The sequence below is a fragment of the Nocardia sp. NPDC049526 genome (assembly GCF_044465765.1).
Classification (GTDB): domain Bacteria; phylum Actinomycetota; class Actinomycetes; order Mycobacteriales; family Mycobacteriaceae; genus Nocardia.
Genome location: NZ_JBITMA010000001.1, coordinates 992,386 through 1,010,367, shown reverse-complemented (window position 1 = coordinate 1,010,367; position 17,982 = coordinate 992,386). Strand labels below are relative to the sequence as shown.

The following is a 17,982-nucleotide window of genomic DNA, read 5'->3' as shown; positions in this document are numbered from 1 at the left end:
CGCACATGCCGAGTGGATTGCCCGCCGCTGATGACAACGGATGATCCACGCCGGACCCGCCGCGACGCGAACGCACCCGTCACGGCCGATTCGAGCGCGTCCGGGTTCGAGGGCTCGTCGCAGATCCGGGTATGGGCCCCGCCGCCCCCGCCGGCGGGCAGCCGCACCGGCCAGCTGCCGCCGGAGCTGACCAGTTTCGTCGACCGCCGCGCCGAGACGGCCGAGGTGAAAAATCTGCTGTCCACCTGCCGACTCGTGACATTGGCCGGGATCGGTGGCGTCGGCAAGACCCGGCTTGCGCTGCGAGCGGCGGCGAACGCTCGACGCGATTTCGCCGACGGGATCTGGGTTGTCGAATTGGCCGAGGTGCACGACCCGTCGATGGTGGTCGAAATCGTGGCGGCCACCCTCGGCCTGCTCGACCAGTCCGACCAGCCGTTGCTCGACGTGCTGGTCCAGTTTCTGAGCTCGCGGGAGATGCTGCTGGTGCTCGACAACTGCGAGCAAGTGGTGGCGGCCTCGGCGGAGCTGGTCGAGACGCTGTTGCTGGCCTGTCCGAATCTGCGGATTCTCGTCACCAGCCGCGAGCCGCTGGATATCGCCGGGGAAGCGACCGTGCGGGTCTTGCCGCTGGCGGTCCCGGATCCCGACCACGAGCCCGCATTTCGGAGACTGCTCAAATACGACGCAGTGACCTTGTTCGCCGACCGCGCCGCCGCGGTGGTGCCGGGCTTCGAACTCTCCGAGTACAACAAGACCACCGTGGCTCGGATCTGTTCGCGCCTGGACGGATTGCCGCTGGCGATCGAACTCGCGGCGGCTCGGATGCGCGCCATGTCGCCCGAACAAATCCTGCAGCGGCTCACCGACCGGTACGCGCTGCTCACCCGCGGTAGTCGCACCGCGCCGACACGACAGCAGACGCTGCGGTGGTGCATCGACTGGAGCTATCAGCTGTGCACACCGGTCGAGCAGCGGATATGGGCCCGGTTATCGGTATTCGCCGGCGGCTTCGAACTCGACGCCGTCGAGCAGGTGTGCGGTACCGAGTTGGTGCCGGAGAGTCTGCTCGATGCGCTGTCCTCCCTGGTGGACAAGTCGATTGTGATCCGGGAGGAACCCGATGGCGTCGTGCGCTTCCGGATGTTCGAGACCATGCGCGACTACGGTCGGGAGAAGCTGCAGCAGAGCGGCGAATACCTGGATCTGCGTCGACGCCACCGTGACTGGTACGAGCGATTGGCCCTGGATTCGGAGGCGGGGTGGATCAGCGACCGGCAGCTCGACTTGCTCGCGCGGCTCGACCGCGAACAACCGAATTTCCGGGAGGCACTCGAGTTCTGTGTGTCCGATGAGAGCACGGAGTCGGCCGAGGCCGGGTTACGCACCGCCGCCGCCCTATACCTGTTCTGGAGCTTCCGGGGCCAGTACGGCGAAGGCCGACGCTGGCTCGACCGCATCCTCGCCCACCCCGCCGCGCACTCGATACCCGATCGCGTCAAAGCACTACTCGCGAGCACGATCATGGCGGCCGTACAGGGAAACCTGGAGCGCGCGGCTGCCCTTGTGGAGCAGGCGCGCACGCTCGCCGGACAGGACCCCGCTCCCGCCACCAAGGCGCTGGCCGCCGCCGCCGAGGGAGCCCTGGCGCTGTATCGACTGGAGCACGATCGGGCGGTATCCGTGCTCGAGCCCGCCCTTGCGGTGTTCGAATCGAATACGCGAGGACATCTGTATATCTCCACGTTGTCGATGCTCGGATGGGCACACGGACTCCGGGGAGACACAAAGCGATCGACCGAATATCGCGAGCAGGTACTTTCCATCACCGAAGCGTGCGGCGAATCGCTGTTTCGGTCGACCACGCTGTGGGGGAGCGGCATTGCCGTATGGCAGCAGGGCGAGCATTCGCACGCCGAGGAAGTGCTGCTGGAATCGCTGCGCGTCAGCCGACACATACCCAGCCCTCTCGTCGCGGCGCTCGACATCGAGGCACTGGCCTGGACCACCGACAACGGTGAACGCGCGGCCATTCTGATGGGTGCCGCGGAATACCTGTTGCGCTGCGCCTCAGGTGTCACAACTTTCTTCAACGCGCTATCCCACTTTCACGACGAATGCGAGCGCAAGGTCCGCCGCGCACTCGGTGACCGAGGATTCGATGCCGCCTTCCGCCGCGGACAAGCCATGGGGTTGAGCGCCGCGGTGTCCTATGCCTTTAGGGAACCACCAACCACCACACCACACGATTCGGCAACGACGCTGACCAAGCGCGAACTGGAAGTCGCGCACCTTGTCGCCCAAGGACTCACCAACAAACAGATCGCCGCAAACCTGGTGCTCTCCCAACGCACCGCACAGCACCACGTCGAACACATCCTGAGCAAACTCGGATTCACCTCCCGCACCCAGATCGCCGCCTGGATCGTGGACGAGGCTCAGCGCGAGAGTTCTCGACCGGGCTCGAGGGAATCGAAACCCCTTGGGGAATAGCACAACCGGCCAGTGCTGCGACGCGCCTGCCGGGCATTGGGATCGGGACGGTCAGTCTCGAGTCGCGACCGTTGAATGCCCGGCTTGTCGACAGGCCGGATGAGTAACAGGGCTCATGAGATCAGTTGTCCCGTAGATGCGGTAGGGTCTGCCGGAAGGTTCGAGTGCTGGCCCCGCATCGAACCCCCTGCGCGGGTAGGCACTTCGAGTCCCGGTGTCGTGAGCGATCTATTTCTACGGAACAGTCTGTGTCGGTAATTATTCGACTGGAGTGGTATGACCAGGAAATATCTCAGGATTATTGCATCGCTCACGACGATAGTCGGTGCGGCGACTTGCATTGCGACTGCACCCGCCGAGGCGGCACCTGGTGAAGCCGGTGCCGGTGGCATGCACCTCGTCGCGGCGGTGGATGTGAACAATCTCTTCCCGGCCGGAGACGAAGTAACACAAGGAATCCCGTTCGTGCACGCGGCCAAAGTGTCCGGGGATTACTCGGTGTCCGTCAGCGGCGGTTCATCCGTCCGCGACGGGGAGATTGCGATCGGATACTTGATCGGTTGCGCCGTGGATATCTCCGAAGGCATCACCATCGGGATTGCGCCGAGCGTCGGCGTCAGCGCGGGTATCGCACCCTCGCTCGCGTTGACCCTCGGCGATTCGACCGCCGTCACTGTCGCAATTCAACCGAGTTTCGGTGTCAATGCCGGTCTCGCCGGAGCGATCTCGGTAACCCTCGTACCGGGGAAGGTCACGGCAGTGGTCATCGGTGCGGCCAGCCTGGATCAGGACGCCGCGTACCCCTACACATTCAGTCACACCAACACGCCACTGAACGTAAACGGATGCCTGTCGCCGGCATCAGCCATGCCGTTCGTCACCGCGCGCGTCGACGGGATCAACGGAACCGCCCAAACAACCGGCTACGGAACACAATTCACGTTCTAGAGAGTCCTTGTGATCGCCCAGGATGATCAACACCTCTTCGATAACGGCGAATTCGGGCCACGCTGGTCGCCCCAGACAGATGAGGCGGCATCCAGTTCCAGGCTGGTGACACCGCCCGATCGACGCTCGCGCAGCAGTTCGCCGCCGATCGTGTAGGGCGGTGCCGCGGCGGGCGTGCGCGCGGCCCGCTCGACGATCGCGTCGGTGAGTGTGCGGACCATGTCCAAGCGCGGGTAGGCGGCATGGATTTTCTGCTCCCATGCCATCACGACATCGGCGTTGCGGCCGAAGTCGACCCCGACACCCGCGCGGGTCAGGTAGGTCAGCAGGCCGCGACGCTCGGCGATACCGGGCGAGGTGTGCAGCGCGATCGCCTCCCAAACCCGGTCCACATCCGCGGCGGCGACGCCGTGCTCGTGCAATAGCGCGGCCGCAAGATCCGCGCCCTCGACTTCGAAACGGCCCTCGCCGTGCGCGAGTGCGCCCGCACCCAGATCGTGCATGACGGTGGCGGCGAAGAGCAGCTCGCGGTCGTACTCGGCGTCGTCCAGACAACCTTCGTGGATGGCGAGCAGCTGGGCGAACAGGAAGCTGCGCACGCTGTGGTTGGCAATCGCGAGGCTCTCGGTGTCGTACACCAGCGTCAGGACAGCATCGGACAGCGGACCGCCGGGCAGATCGAGCGAAAAGGTCATGGCTGCACGCTACGAAGCGGACACCGGGACGCACAGTGGCCCTAAGGCCACTGATCGCTAGAATAGTGCCATGAAGGTGCCCGGCGCCCACCACGTCGCGGTGCTGGCGCTATCGGGCGTGCTGCCGCTCGACCTGGGCATCGCGGTTCAGACATTCGGCGGCGACCCGCGTTATCGCCTCACCGTGTGCGCGGATTCGTCGGCCGAGCCGGTGCCCAGCGTCGGCTTCAGGCTCAGCGCACCCGCCGGATTGGCTGCGCTGACCGACGCCGACACCGTCGTCGTCCCCGGCTATGTGGCACCGGAGGCGCTGGTGCCGCCCGCCGTGCTCGCGGCCCTGCGCGCCGCGCATACGCGCGGAACCCGGCTGATATCGATCTGCACCGGTGCGTTCGCGCTGGCGGCTGCCAGGTTGCTGGACGAACGTCCGGCGACCACGCACTGGCAGTACACCGCCCTGCTGCGACAGCGCTATCCGCGTATCGACGTCCGACCGGATCAGCTCTACGTCGACGACGGCGATATCCTCACCTCCGCGGGCGTCACCGCGGGAATCGACTTGTGCCTGCACGTCATTCGCCAGGATCACGGCGCGGCCGCCGCGAACAGCCGCGCACGAGTTCTGGTGGCCCCGCCACGGCGCACGGGTGGGCAGTCGCAGTATGTCGAGCAATTCCGGCCCGCCGCGCACGGTGACGACCTAGCCGCGGTGCGCGACTGGATGTTGGCGCACCTGTCCCAGCCGCAAGGGCTGGAGATGCTGGCCCGCCGCGCGCACATGTCCCGCCGCACCTTCATCCGGCGCTTCCAGCAGGAAACCGGCACTTCACCGATTGCCTGGCTGACCAGCGCGCGCATCGACCGGGCCAGGGAATTGCTGGAGACGACCACGACACCGGTCGAACAGGTCGCCCGCCTCAGCGGGCTCGGCAGTCCGGCCGCCTTCCGGGACGCCTTCCACCGTTACGTGGGCACCGCGCCGCAGCACTACCGCATGGCCTTCCGACATCACCTCGGCCAGTCGGCACCCGAAAACGGCACGCCCACCGCGTCGTTGCCCGATTGATGCCGCCGTAACCGCACCCGTGCGCCCGCAGCCACACTGTGCTTGCACCGCCTTCGGCCCCCTTCGCCTATGCCCGCCACACGCACGGGCATCACCTGGACCTGCACAGTCGCGCCCCCTTCCGTCCCGCCCATGTAGCATAATCGTACGCGTACTAAAAATGGACGGGATAGCGATGACCACAACCGACCTTGCCGAGGCGAGCAAGCAGTCCACACGACTATCGGATGCAGATTCCGTGGCGGGCCACAGCATGGCCGGGATGCTGCGCCCATACCTGGGGAGTTTCGCCGCCGTTGTCATCCTTCAGGTCATCGGCGCTGTCGCGGGTCTGGCACCACTGCTGGCGGTTGCCGAGTTGGGGCGAATTCTGTTGTCGCCCGGCCAGATCGATCACGGTCATGTCTGGACCGTCGTGCTAGCGGGTGCGGTCGGCTTGTTGATCCGGCTGGTTTTCACGGCCGCCTCCTCGGGGATCGGGCATATTGTCGACGGCCAGGTGCAGCTGTCGTTCCGCAGACAACTGGCGGCACGGTTGGGGCGCGTACCGATCGGCTGGTTCTCCCGGCGCCGGACCGGCGAGCTGGCAAAGGTGGTGGGTGAGGACGTCAGTGCCGTGCACCCGTTCATCGCTCACGCACCCGGCGAGCTCGTCGCCGCGTTCGTGGTGCCACTGGTGTCGCTGATCTATTTGTTCACCATCGACTGGCGGCTCACGCTGATCACCCTGATACCGGTGGTGCTGGCGGTGGCACTGGTCCCGCTGATGATGACTCCGACCCGGCTGCGCGAGCAGGAAGAGTTCGATTCCGCCATGGGACGGATTTCGAATTCCGTCGTCGAATTCGTGCAGGGCATTTCGGTGGTCAAGGCGTTCGGCGGATCGGGGCGCGCCCACCACGAATTCCGCACGGCCGCAGACGATTTCGTCGCCACCTTCTACCGGTGGGTGCACGGTGTCTCCGCGATCGCCGCGGGAATGCAACTGGCACTGTCACCACCGTTCGTGCTGCTGGTTGTGCTGATCGGCGGTGCGGCCCTGATCACCAACGGTGGCATGGACCCGGCCGACCTGCTGGCGTTCCTGCTGCTCGGAATCGGCCTGACCGCTCCGGTGGCGGCCCTGGGCCACGGCTTCGACGATATGCAGGCGGCCGGGCGTGCGGTCGGACGGATCCGGGATGTGCTTGCGGTGCAGTCGCTTCCAGAGCCAGCACACCCGGTCACACCACAGGGCCACAGGGTGGAACTGCGCGACGTTCGTTTCGGTTACGACGACGAGCACGAGGTGCTGCACGGCATCGACCTGGTGCTCGAGCCGGGGACGGTCACCGCGATCGTCGGGCCCTCGGGCAGCGGAAAGTCAACGCTGGTCCAGCTTTTGCCGCGGTTCTTCGACCCGACCCACGGTTCCGTCGCCCTCGGCGGAGTCGATCTGCGCGAACTCGGCAGTCGGGAGCTCTACCGGATGGTCTCGTTCGTCTTCCAGGATGTTCGGCTGCTGCGCGCATCGGTCGCGGACAATATCGCACTAGCGGTACCGCATGCCGACCGCGATGATGTGGTTCGCGCCGCCCGGCTGGCCGATATCCACGACCGAATTCTCGAGCTGCCGCACGGATACGACACGGTGATCGACGCGCAGGCCGGACTATCCGGCGGTGAGGCACAGCGGATTTCGATCGCACGCGCACTGCTCGCCGACACACCCGTGCTCGTGCTCGACGAGGCGACCGCCTTCGCCGACCCGCAAACCGAACAAGCAGTGCGCCGAGCTCTCGCCACGCTGCAAGGTGATCGGACGATTCTGGTCATCGCCCATCGCCTGGAGACCATCGCCGACGCCGACAACGTCGTGATGCTCGAGCACGGGTCCATCGTCGAACGCGGCAAGCCCGCCGAACTCCGCACACAAAGTGGAAAGTTCGCGGCGTTCTGGCAATCCCAACGACCCGCAATCGACACCGAAACCCACCGCACCGCAATAGGAGACGAGCGATGATTCGGATGCTGCTGCGCGTGCTCGGACCCGAGTACGCCAAACCGGTGCGTCGCACCTTGGCCCTGATGACAACGACCGCGATAGCCGAGGGGTTGTCCTACGCACTGCTGGTTCCGGTACTGCGGGAACTGTTCGGGAGCACACCAGCAGATGCCCGGCCCTGGTTGATCGCGTTCGGGGCCGCGGTCGCGGTTTACGCGGCATTGCGCTATCGCAGCGACCTGTCCGGTTTCCGCGTCGGAACCACACTGCTGCACGGCATGTATCACCGCCTCGGTGACCATCTGGCCCGATTACCCCTCGGCTGGTACGGCCCGGACCGAGTCGGGGAGGTGTCCGTCCTGGCCAGCCGCGGTGTATTGCAAGCGATGAGCGTCATCGCGCATCTGCTGGCACCGTTCATCTCTGCCGCAGTGACTCCCCTGACGATCGTCGTCGTGATGTTCGCCTTCAATTGGCAACTGGGGCTGGCCGCATTGCTGGCCGCACCGATCGTCGCGGCGGTCCAGATCTGGACCGGACGCTCGATGGCCGCCGACGACGCGCACCGCCACGAACTCGACCACGAAGCCACCGGACGCGTCATCGAATATCTCCAAGCCCAACCGGTACTGCGAGCAGGCGGCCGCACCGCCGAACGCTTCGGGTTGCTCGATCACTCACTACACGAAGTCCAACGCGCATCCCGCCGCACCACACTCTCGGCGCTACCAGGCATATTGGGCCTGACGCTCACCGTGCAGGCGACCTTCACCGCCCTGCTCACCCTCGGCGCCTACCTCGCACTCGGCGGAGCCGGGCTACCCGGTCACCCCGCAGGCTCCGCACCCATCGGCGCGGCAGAGCTGCTGGCGATCCTGGTACTGGCCGCTCGGTGCGCGGATCCACTGCTGTCGCTATCGGAAATCGGTGGCAAACTGCGCGGCGCACATTCGGTGCTGGCCGGACTCGACACCGTATTGCGCACCGAACCCCTACCGGAAACTGCCGAACCGATCCAGCCCGTTGGCCATGACCTCGAATTCGAATCCGTCACCTTCCGGCACGACGAGCGCACAGTATTCGACGATGTGTCACTGTCCATACCGGCGGGCCGGCGGCTCGCCGTTGTCGGACCGTCCGGTGCGGGTAAAACCACCCTGCTGCAGTTGCTCGCGCGGTTCTACGACGTGGACGCGGGCGCGGTCCGGGTCGGCGGCGTGGACGTGCGCGCAATCGCCACCGATGTGCTGATGGAACAGCTCGCCATCGTCTTCCAGGACGTCTACCTCTTCGACGGCACCATCGAGGAAAACGTGCGACTCGGCCGTCCCGATGCCGACGACGCAGAAGTACGCGCGGCAGCCACCGCCGCGCGCTTGGACGAGGTGATCGAGCGACTGCCCGGCGGCTGGGCAGCGCATGTCGGCGAGGGCGGCGCACTACTGTCCGGTGGTGAGCGCCAACGGGTTTCGATCGCGCGAGCCCTGCTGAAGAATGCACCCATCGTGCTGCTCGACGAGGTGACCTCGGCACTGGATCCGGTGAACGAGGCGGCTGTCCACGAAGGTATCGAACACCTGATGGCGGGCCGGACAGTGGTACTGGTCGCGCACCGACTGCGGACCGTCCAACGCGCCGATCACATCATCTTCCTGGACGGCGGCCGGATCGTCGAACAGGGCACGCACGACGAACTCCTGCACCGCGATGGCCGCTACGCCGAGTTCTGGAATGTCTCCCTGACACCGGTTGGGCGTGAATGAGTTGGGATGTTGTGGTCGATCCTTTGTTGCGGACAGTCGCGCCGGGCACTTCATCGGCTCGCTCCCCAACGCCGACCCGTTCGCCCTCGCCGCGGACCAGGAACTGTGCCTGCGCCCGATCCGTGGACTGCGGTGGACTACCGGTCTGCGGGGCCTCGCCTCGTCGGACCCGCCGCGGAGTTGTCGTGTGCGGCGGCGCGGATCGGCAGCAATCCGTCGACAATTGCGGTCAAACCCTGTCGATGCGAATCGCGAGTGCTGAGTTCAACCCAGCGATCGGCGACTGCCGCAAGGTGGGGGTGGGTGTCGGGCGTCAGATCGGCGAAGGCTCGGTCGCGATAGATCGGGGTGCCGGTCCGAGCCTGATACCGTCTGCTGTTCACGCGGATGATCAGGTTGCCGACGATGTAATACCAGATCGTGCGGTAGACGTCGACGGCTTGTTCAGGTGTGCAGCCGTATTCGATGGCGGCGCCGATCATCATTTCGACGAACCAGAGGGCGGCGGGGGCGAACAGGTCGTCGGCGGTCAGTACCTCGACGATCCAGGCACGTTCGGCGAGCAACTCGTAGAGCAGCAGAGCTGTCGCGGTGAGCCGTTCCCTGGGATCGTCCGGAAGGGCCGGGCGCGGTATGTGCTGGGCGTGCGCCTCCAGCACGAGCATGAGCAGCTCATCTTTATCGCGCACATGGTAATACAGCGTCATCGGCGCGCTACCCAGCTCATTCGCCAAGCGCCGCATCGACAGTTTGTCCGGTCCTTCGGTCTCCAGGATGCGATCGGCCGCGGCGATGATCACCTCCAGGGACAAGCGCGGTGGTCGGCCGACCCTCTTCGCACGGTGTCCTTCTGCGGGCATCTGTCCATCCTCCACGATGCGTCGAAGCCGCCGGCGCGACGGTGACCCGCTCCGTTGCACCCGGCACGGTGAGTTGTTCTGCTGGCACCAAAGGCGAAGATCTCCAGAAGTGAATGCGTTCCTGGACAGCTCGCACTTCACTCGGAGATCTTCGCTATGTCAGCTCGCCACGCCGTCACCAACGTCGGTGGTCAGTACATCTAGATCGCGAATCTCCACAGCCGGCTCGCAAGGGCACAAAACATGTCGGACCCCTTGTTTAGTGTTGCGAGCGCACCCGAGCTTGCAAGGAGAACGCGCCCATGGACACGGAGCCGCTGACGACCCCGATCCTGTTCCTCAGTGGCGCAGGGCTTCCGGCCTGGATCTGGGACGAAGTACGAGCCGCTCTGCCCGTCTATTCGGTTGTCGCGGCCTACCCGAGACGGGCCGACGCGACTCTTCGCGACTACGCGGACACCGCGCTGGCGCAGGCACCGGCGGATCCTTTCACGATCGTGGCGCACTCGATCGGCGGTGTCGTCGCCAGCCAGATCGCATCGACCGCGCCCGAGCGCGTCAACGGACTGCTCGGCATCGCCGCATCCTTCCCCACCGCCGGGACCTCATTCCTCGCGGCATCGCCTACGCCACAGCGTGTTCTGCTGAGCCTCATCATGCGCCTCGCCGGAACTCGACCCCCTGAGAAAGCGATCCGCGCCGGGCAGTGCGCCGGTCTCGACGAGGAGATCACCGCACGCATCGTCGCAGAGTTCGAGCCCGAGTCGTCACGCCTTTACCGGGACAACGTGCCTGCACGAACGTTCCCAACACATAGCGGATACGTCGTCACAACCGCTGACCGACAGCTCCCAGAAGCATTGCAGCACAAGCACGCAACCGAACTCGGGCCCGGATTCCGCCGCGAGCTCCCGACGGGGCACCTCCCGATGCTGCAGGACCCTGCCGCGCTGGCGAAGACCATCCAGAAGTTCACCGCCAGCGCCTGAGCCCGTCGACTCGCCCACGGCTCGACACGCAAAACAAGTGACGTCATCTTCCACCGATACGAGGCCACCATCGCACGACCAGACGCCGGTACCTGCCTGTCTCGGCACGCTGAAACTGCTCATGACGTGCGGGCAATACGGGTCTGTCACAGGACAGGCGGCCGCAATTTCTACCGCAACTTGCCCAGTTCGATGCCGAACGCGCCGGGGTGGTCTTGTCCTGGATTCGCATGCCGACCTCCTGGATCAGGAACCGATAGTTTTCTCTCTCATGAGGCACTGCCCTGTGCGATACGGCGGACGGCGAGCCTCAGGAAGAGGAAGCCGCTGGATCCGGCTATCAGATCCGGCTCACTGCGGACGAGAATGTCCAGACTGCCGACTATCGAGCGCCCAGAGTGTCGGCGTCATCGTTTGAGCGCGGGCCCAACTGTGGCGTGCTCGGGCGCGGGCGTTCGCTGAATCTTTCGGTAGTTGTAGGCGATGCCGATGATCAGGATTGCCAGAAGGGCGGCGGAGGTGCCGTAGGTGCCCAGCGCGAGTCCGCCGCTGGCATGGGGTTTGGACAGCCAGTCGCCCATGGTCGCGCCGAGCGGACGGGTGAGGACGAAGGCCATCCAGAACAGCAGTACGCCGGAGATGTTGGTGAGGTAGTGGGCGGTCAGGATCAGCGCCATGACGACGGCGATCAGGAAACCGCTACCCCAGTAGCCGAGGCCGGAACTGTCGGACAGGTAGTCGCCGAGGGAGGTGCCGAGGGTGTTGGACAGCAGAATCGCGGCCCAGTAGAGCAGTTCACCGCGGAAGGTGGTGATGTTGGCGACGTCGAAGGTCTGTCCGCTGAATTTCCAGATCGCGAACACCAAGGCCAGCCCGGAAATGAGCAGCAGCGCACCCACGCCGTAGCCGAGGCCGCCGTCGGTCGAGGTGTCCGAGCCCGGTCCGCGGTTGATGAGATCAGACATGGTCGTGCCCGCCGTGCTGGTGGCGGCGATGACTGTCCAATACAGCGCGGGGTGGAATCGGCGGACCCGTAGCTGGGTCAGCACACTGACCACGAAGATGGCCAGGAACAGCAGCGATGCTTGTGCATAGCCGAGTTTCAGTGTCTGCGCCAGCAGATCACCGCCGGTTTCGCCCAGTGTGGTCGCGGCGATCTTGAGTACCCAGAACATGACCGTGATCTGGGGAAGTTTGTAGTCGACGAGCAGACTCCGAGCCGCACGCTTCACCATCGGTGCTCGCTTTCTCTGGTGCCGACACCCATGGGCGCGGAGTCTGCCGAAGCGCCGCTGAGAGCACGCTGAGAGTGTGTGGTCGCTCACAGGGCGGTAGCGCCGGTTGGTCAGGTGGTGTCGAGGAGCCGGTATCCGACGCCGCGGATGGTTTCGATGCTGGCCAGTCCGAACGGGGTGTCGATTTTGCGGCGGAGGTAGCCGATGTAGACCTCGACGACGTTGTCGGAGCCTTCGTAGTTGGCGTCCCATACCGAGCGCAGGATGTCGAATTTGGTGACGACGTCGCCCTTGTGGCGCAGCAGGTATTCCAGCACGCCGAATTCGCGTGGGGTCAGCGACAATTCGCGTCCGGCGCGGCTTACGCTTCGCCGCGCCGGATCCAGGGTGAGGCTGCCCGCGGTGAGCACAACAGGTCGTTCTGGTGCGCCACGGCGGATCAACGCTCGTAGTCGGGCGATGAGGATGACGAAGGAGAACGGTTTGGTCAGGTAATCGTCGGCGCCCAGGTCGAAGGCGTCGGCCTGGTCGTACTCACCGTCTTTGGCCGACAGCATCAGGACCGGCGTCCATATCTGGCGTTCGCGCAGTTCCCGCACGATCTGGTAGCCGTGTTTGCCCGGCAGCATGATGTCGAGCACCAGCACGTCGAAATCGCCGGTCGCGGCCAGCTCCAGTCCGTCGATTCCGTCGTGGGCGACTTCGACGACGAACCCGTGCGCCGACAGACCACGCCGCAGCGTCTCGGCCAGTCGGACCTCGTCGTCGACCACCAGTACCCGCACCACCACCGCCCTTCCGTCCGTTGGTCCATTACAGCCGAACCCGCTCGGCGATCGGTGCAGCTCTCAGCATTTCCACAGCAACATGCGCCCACACTCGGAGCATGTCCGCTGTCCTCGACCTCGTTGATCAGATCGTCGGCGAGGTCGCTTCCGAGGCCGCGACCGCCGAGATCGCGGCGTGGATCGGTGCGGTGAGTTTCGCGGTTATCGTGGCGTCGTTGCTGGCCGATCGGTTCCGCCCTGCCGAGAGTCTCGCGCGGACGACGGGTCGACGCGCGGTGCGCGCGGCGGCGGTTTTCGCCATGTTCGTCGAGTTGGGTGTGCAGGTCCGGAGTTCGGGTTGGCTGACCGGCATGGACGCCGCCACACTCGACTGGTTCACCACCCATCGGTCCTCGGGCATGACCACAATCACGCGTGCGGTCACCACTGCCGGGAATCCGGCGGGGCTCGCGGTCATCGGTCTGCTCCTGGCCGCTGTCCTCGCGAGGCGGTTGCGCAGCATGGCGCCGATGGTGCTGATTCTCGGCATCGTCGCGGTCGCGTCGGCGGCGAGCACGATCAGCAAGGTCGTGATCGGCCGGAACCGGCCACCGACGGCGGTCCAGCTGATGACCGAGACCGACTTCTCCTATCCCTCCGGTCATGTCACCGGCACCGCCGCACTCGCAGGCGCGGCGCTGCTGGTGTATCTCGGATCGCGTCCCACGTCCTCGCGTGGCATCGTCGCCGTGGTGTCGACGGTGGTAGTCGTTGCCGTTGTGGCGGTGACCCGCCTGTATCTGGGGGTGCATTGGCTCACCGACGTGATCGGCGGCGGCCTGCTCGGCTGTTCGGTGGTCTTGATCGGCGCGATCGTTCGGCCTTATCTGCAATCCGCGCTGCGCCGACGACCGGCGGACACACCCTCGAAGGGTGGTCTGGGCACCATCGAGCACGACACACCGATGAATCGAATGTGCCCGCCCTCGACCGCATCCCGCGAAGCTGAGCACAATGAACCGAACCCCGCCATCCGATGACATATCCTCGGCCGCCGCACCGCGACGCCGCCGATTCGCCGACACCGCAACAGCATTGATCCGAACCCTTATCCGCCCCGCACTATGGGGTTTGCGGGTGCGGTCCGCGCTCATCGTCGCGGTCGTCATCACCGCGGGGCTCGCCATCGCCGCCCTATCGCTGACCTATGTGCTGTATCGATCCCTGATCACCGCCTCCGACGACGCGGCCACCGACCGGATCCGTCAGGTCACCGCCCAACTCGCCCTCGACACACCCGCAGACCTGGATCGCAGCGCACTCGCAACCGACAACCGGCTCTCGATCGTGCAGATCATCGACCAGCGCGGTCGAGTCGTGCAGAGCTCCACAGACAGCCCCACCCTCCCGATTACCGGCGATCGCCCCGCCCCGGGAATCATCGCCCACCACCTACCCACGACGACGCGTACCGACGAAGGCCGGGTCAGCGCGGCCACCGTCGACGGGCGCGGCGGCCGCTACACCATCGTGGTCGCGACCAACCAGGAGGAAGTCGAACGCACCATCGAACTGGTCGCGGCCCTGGTCGCTTTCGCCACCCCGTTCATCGTCGCGCTCGCAGCACTGGCCACCTACGCCCTGGTCGGGCGCTCACTGCGCTCGGTCGAACGCATCCGCACCCGCGTCGCCGCCATCACCAGCGCCGACCTCACCGACCGCGTCCCGGTACCACCGCAGCGCGACGAAATCGCGGCCCTGGCCGAGACGATGAACGACATGCTGGCCCGGATCGAGGCCGGGCACGACGCCCAACGCCGCTTCATCAGCGACGCCTCCCACGAGCTTCGCAGCCCACTCACCACTATCACCGCCGCCCTCGAACTCGGCCGCGCCCAACCCGCCATCCTCGACGCGGCCATGCTCGATGACACCCTGCTGCCCGAGGCCCAACGCATGCGCCAGCTCATCGACGACCTGTTACTGCTGGCCCGCGCCGACGAAAACGCCCTAACCCACCGGCACACCGATATCGACCTCGACGACATCCTCACCACCGAGGTCGCTCGCACCCGGACCACCACCGCACTGGCCATCGACCTCGCCGTCGAACCCGCCCGCATCACCGGCGACCCCGCCCAGATCTCGCGCGCCGTGCGCAACCTGCTCGACAACGCCACCCGCTACGCCGCCGGCAGCATCAGCGTCCGACTCCGCCACGACGAGGCCAACGCGCGTATCGAGATCGCCGACGACGGACCCGGCATCGCCGCGTCCGACCGCGCACGCATCTTCGATCGCTTCTACCGACCACAACAGGACCGCGGCCGCGGCACCGGCGGATCCGGGCTCGGGCTGGCCATCGTCGCCGAGATCATTACCGCACACCACGGCACCGTACGCATCGATCACAACACCCCCACCGGTGCCATCGCCATCATCGAGCTGCCCCGCACCGACACCTGAACCGCCACCGGGGAAACCGCATGACCAGCGCCCTCGGCCCGGCCACCCGATCACCCGCCCACCGGTTCGCGGCTTCTCAGCGTGCTCACAGCGATCGACACCCATTGTGGGCGTATGAACGTGACCGAGATTGCCGTGCGGTCGGCTGGAGATCGGCCATGACACTGCTCGCCGAAGACCTGCTGTGGCTGACACTCGATGACGACACCGGAGAACTACTCGTCGACAAACAGAGTTTGGCGCGCGCCCTCGCCGGTGCCCTGCTCATCGACCTGGCCGCGCCGGACCGCTTCCCTCCGCTCGTCAGGGTCACTCGCCCCGGTGAACCCATGCGCCAAACCGGACTCGTCGTCCCCGAGGCCGATAAGCCCGGGTCCCCGCGGGCAGATCCGGTACTCGCGCACTCGGTCGAATTGCTGCGGCAACGCCCGTTCACTCCCGAGCAAGCAATCCACAAACTCGGGCCAGGCCTGCACAACACCCTTCTGGACCGATTGTGCTCGCGCAGACGAGTTTTCCGGCAATCCAGTCGCTTGCTCGGACTCATCCCGATCATCACCTGGCCGACCATCGACCGCGACGCCAAAAATGCACTGCGCCAGCCACTTCGGCGTGTGCTGCTCGACGCACACCAGCCAGACCGCCGCACGCTCGCCTTGATCTCGCTGCTGCACCTTGTTCACGCGCTACCCGAGCAATGCCCGGGTTGGCGACGCCGCGTCATCGACGAGCGCGCCATGAAGATTCGCGAGCAGTACACCGACAGCACATGGACCGTCGAGGCCGTGCAGCAAGCGATCTGCGACCGCTACGCCGACACCTACACCGGGTGCTACCTCATTCCTTGACCATCAGCAGCCCGCACGGATCCAGGCGGTCCCGCGTGAAAGAAGTACGTTGCAGCAATTCATCCTCAGCTACGGGTTGGCCGCGATCTTTGTTCTCATGGTCGCCGAATCCGCCTGCATCCCCATCCCTTCGGAAGTCACCATGCTGCTCGGTGGCGCGCTAGCCGCAGGCGCGGTAGCCGGAGCGCACCCGAACCTGATCGCCGTCATCGCCGCTGGCACCCTGGGCAACGTTGCCGGAAGCTATCTGGCGTGGCTGGCCGGACGATATGGCGGCCGACCTGCCCTGCACCGGTGGGGCACATTCGTGCTGCTACGCGGCGAAGAGATCGATCGAGCCCAGGACTGGTTCGTCCGCCGCGGCGCCCCCTCGGTGTTCTGGGCGCGACTGCTGCCCGGCATCCGCACCTTCATCTCCCTGCCCGCCGGGATCGCGGCCATGCCCCCAGGGCGGTTCGGCATCTACACCCTCGCCGGATGTCTGCCCTGGACCGCGGCTCTCGCGATCGCCGGATACGCCGTCGGCGCCAACTGGCACCACGTCGAAGACGCCATCCGCGGCCCCAGCCTCCTCATCGCCGCGGTAGCCGCACTCGCTATCGCCGTCACCGTCGTCGTCGCGATCCGTCGACGTCGCCGCGACTCCTCCGAGCTCAGCACCACCGACGCTGCCCGATGAACGCAGCACCGCGGCAGTTGTTTTCAGCGCACGTCGACCAGATTGTGCGCTAACCGCAACACGGGCTGTCAGCGTCATTGCCCGAGCACAATGCCACAGCTCAGAGACCAGCCCGCTCCACCACGCTGAGGACTGACTCAGGGCAGTCTCGAAACGTCACCAGGGCCGACGCGACTGCGGGCGGGCGATGCCCGAATGAGCACACCCTGGGGTTGAACGTGGTCGAATCCGGTGAGGTTTGCTTTCGGATCAAGCCGAACTGGCCGGCGACCGCCGCGCAACGTCTCCGTCGGGATTCGTCGCACCGGCGTGGGGCGCCGGTTGGTCTGCTGACGCGCGATCGGCGCCGGGCGTGATCTGTGTTGCGAGGATGGCGAGTAGGGCGAGGATGGCGATCGTCGCGCCGAGGGTTACCCATCCGGTACCCAGGCCGAGGCCGTCCGCTCGAGACGATGCGAGCCAGTCGGTAATCGACGCACCGAGTGGGCGGGTGACGACGTAGGCGGACCAGAATGCGGTGACCACGCCGAGCCCGCCCCATCGGTGGGCGACCGCGGGGATGGCGATGGCGATGGCGAACACGACAGCCGAGGTCAGGTAGCCCAGGTGTAGTCGTTCGGCGGTCAGGTCGCCCGCGACGGTGCCCAGCGCGAAGGTGGCCATGACCGTCGCCCAGTAGAACCCTTCCCGGCGCCGGGTGGTGATGCTGTGCACCGACAGCGTTTTCTCGCTGGCGTACCAGAGTGCGAAGATCGCCGCGAGGATGACAGCGAACACCAAAGTTGCTGCCGGCAATGGGATTCCGATAATGAAACTGGTGATGTCGGCAACCATGGTTCCGAAGATGCTCACCATCACCACCGCCGACCAGTAGGTCCAGACGCGGTAGCGACTGGCACGGAATTGCGCGACCAAGCTGATGACCAGCACCAATCCGGCTAAGCCGACGGCGATCTCGGGCACAAAATGGGTGACCAGGAAGTCCGAGAACGTCTCTCCCATCCCGGTGGTCAGAATCTTGATCACCCAGAACAGCACGGTGATCTCGGGGACCTTGGCGGACAACGATCTATCTGCCGGGGCGCGGACACCCGTCTGGCTTGTCATGCGCGCCAGCGTGACAGCCGGTCACTGAGGACCCGCCGAGAATGTGACCCACCGCACCCGATCGGGGTCGGCCCTGCCGATC

Annotated in this window: 15 protein-coding genes; 10 read left to right on the top strand and 5 right to left on the bottom strand. The window is 65.8% G+C overall.

The features are described from left to right. Positions 1–30 precede the first annotated feature (30 nt). Together ACIBW7_RS04410 and ACIBW7_RS04405 are read left to right on the top strand one after the other, a co-directional pair. Complete coding sequence (locus ACIBW7_RS04410; protein ID WP_397043915.1) at positions 31–2,493, top strand: ATP-binding protein; 2,463 nt, start codon at positions 31–33, stop codon at positions 2,491–2,493. 390 nt (positions 2,494–2,883) lie between these two features. Further along, positions 2,884–3,441 carry an MspA family porin gene (locus ACIBW7_RS04405; protein WP_397043913.1) on the top strand — a complete coding sequence of 186 codons (558 nt, stop codon included), beginning with the start codon at positions 2,884–2,886 and terminating at the stop codon, positions 3,439–3,441. Positions 3,442–3,467: 26 nt separating this feature from the next. On the opposite strand, the gene ACIBW7_RS04400 is transcribed toward ACIBW7_RS04405, so the two are convergent. Further along, on the bottom strand, positions 3,468–4,136 hold the full coding sequence (locus ACIBW7_RS04400; RefSeq protein WP_397043912.1) for an HD domain-containing protein: 669 nt from the start codon (positions 4,134–4,136) through the stop codon (positions 3,468–3,470). 70 nt (positions 4,137–4,206) lie between these two features. On the opposite strand from ACIBW7_RS04400, the gene ACIBW7_RS04395 reads away from it, so the two are divergent. The 3 genes from ACIBW7_RS04395 (at position 4,207) to ACIBW7_RS04385 (ending at position 8,949) form a co-directional block, all read left to right on the top strand. After that, positions 4,207–5,202: a GlxA family transcriptional regulator gene (locus ACIBW7_RS04395; RefSeq protein WP_397043910.1), complete on the top strand. Its 996-nt coding sequence runs from the start codon at positions 4,207–4,209 to the stop codon at positions 5,200–5,202. A gap of 175 nt (positions 5,203–5,377) precedes the next feature. Beyond that, on the top strand, positions 5,378–7,204 hold the full coding sequence (locus ACIBW7_RS04390) for an ABC transporter ATP-binding protein (RefSeq protein ID WP_397043908.1): 1,827 nt from the start codon (positions 5,378–5,380) through the stop codon (positions 7,202–7,204). Then, positions 7,201–8,949 (top strand): ABC transporter ATP-binding protein, encoded by a 1,749-nt coding sequence (locus ACIBW7_RS04385; protein ID WP_397043905.1) that lies wholly within the window; start codon positions 7,201–7,203, stop codon positions 8,947–8,949. Before ACIBW7_RS04390 ends, ACIBW7_RS04385 begins: the two co-directional genes overlap by 4 nt. Positions 8,950–9,086: 137 nt before the next feature. On the opposite strand, the gene ACIBW7_RS04380 is transcribed toward ACIBW7_RS04385, so the two are convergent. Further along, on the bottom strand, positions 9,087–9,809 hold the full coding sequence (locus tag ACIBW7_RS04380; protein WP_397043903.1) for a TetR/AcrR family transcriptional regulator: 723 nt from the start codon (positions 9,807–9,809) through the stop codon (positions 9,087–9,089). A 302-nt stretch (positions 9,810–10,111) separates the two neighbouring features. Between ACIBW7_RS04380 and ACIBW7_RS04375 the strand changes: the two genes are divergently transcribed. Beyond that, positions 10,112–10,798: an alpha/beta fold hydrolase gene (locus tag ACIBW7_RS04375; protein WP_397043901.1), complete on the top strand. Its 687-nt coding sequence runs from the start codon at positions 10,112–10,114 to the stop codon at positions 10,796–10,798. Positions 10,799–11,205: 407 nt separating this feature from the next. Here the strand turns inward: ACIBW7_RS04375 and ACIBW7_RS04370 are convergent, their stop codons facing one another. After that, entirely contained in the window at positions 11,206–12,033 is an 828-nt protein-coding gene (locus ACIBW7_RS04370) for a hypothetical protein (RefSeq protein ID WP_397043899.1), read from the bottom strand. A 110-nt stretch (positions 12,034–12,143) separates the two neighbouring features. After that, positions 12,144–12,818, bottom strand: a complete 675-nt coding sequence (locus ACIBW7_RS04365) for a response regulator transcription factor (RefSeq protein ID WP_397044212.1) — start codon at positions 12,816–12,818, stop codon at positions 12,144–12,146. Between the two features lie 101 nt (positions 12,819–12,919). On the opposite strand from ACIBW7_RS04365, the gene ACIBW7_RS04360 reads away from it, so the two are divergent. The 4 genes from ACIBW7_RS04360 (at position 12,920) to ACIBW7_RS04345 (ending at position 16,793) form a co-directional block, all read left to right on the top strand. Beyond that, positions 12,920–13,840 (top strand): phosphatase PAP2 family protein, encoded by a 921-nt coding sequence (locus ACIBW7_RS04360; protein WP_397043898.1) that lies wholly within the window; start codon positions 12,920–12,922, stop codon positions 13,838–13,840. After that, complete coding sequence (locus ACIBW7_RS04355) at positions 13,815–15,266, top strand: ATP-binding protein (protein ID WP_397043896.1); 1,452 nt, start codon at positions 13,815–13,817, stop codon at positions 15,264–15,266. The genes ACIBW7_RS04360 and ACIBW7_RS04355 overlap by 26 nt, the downstream gene beginning before the upstream one ends. A gap of 158 nt (positions 15,267–15,424) precedes the next feature. Continuing rightward, positions 15,425–16,114 carry a GPP34 family phosphoprotein gene (locus ACIBW7_RS04350; RefSeq protein WP_397043894.1) on the top strand — a complete coding sequence of 230 codons (690 nt, stop codon included), beginning with the start codon at positions 15,425–15,427 and terminating at the stop codon, positions 16,112–16,114. A 49-nt stretch (positions 16,115–16,163) separates the two neighbouring features. Beyond that, positions 16,164–16,793, top strand: a complete 630-nt coding sequence (locus ACIBW7_RS04345) for a DedA family protein (RefSeq protein WP_397043892.1) — start codon at positions 16,164–16,166, stop codon at positions 16,791–16,793. 249 nt (positions 16,794–17,042) lie between these two features. Here the strand turns inward: ACIBW7_RS04345 and ACIBW7_RS04340 are convergent, their stop codons facing one another. Then, on the bottom strand, positions 17,043–17,900 hold the full coding sequence (locus tag ACIBW7_RS04340; RefSeq protein WP_397043890.1) for a hypothetical protein: 858 nt from the start codon (positions 17,898–17,900) through the stop codon (positions 17,043–17,045). Positions 17,901–17,982: the final 82 nt, after the last annotated feature.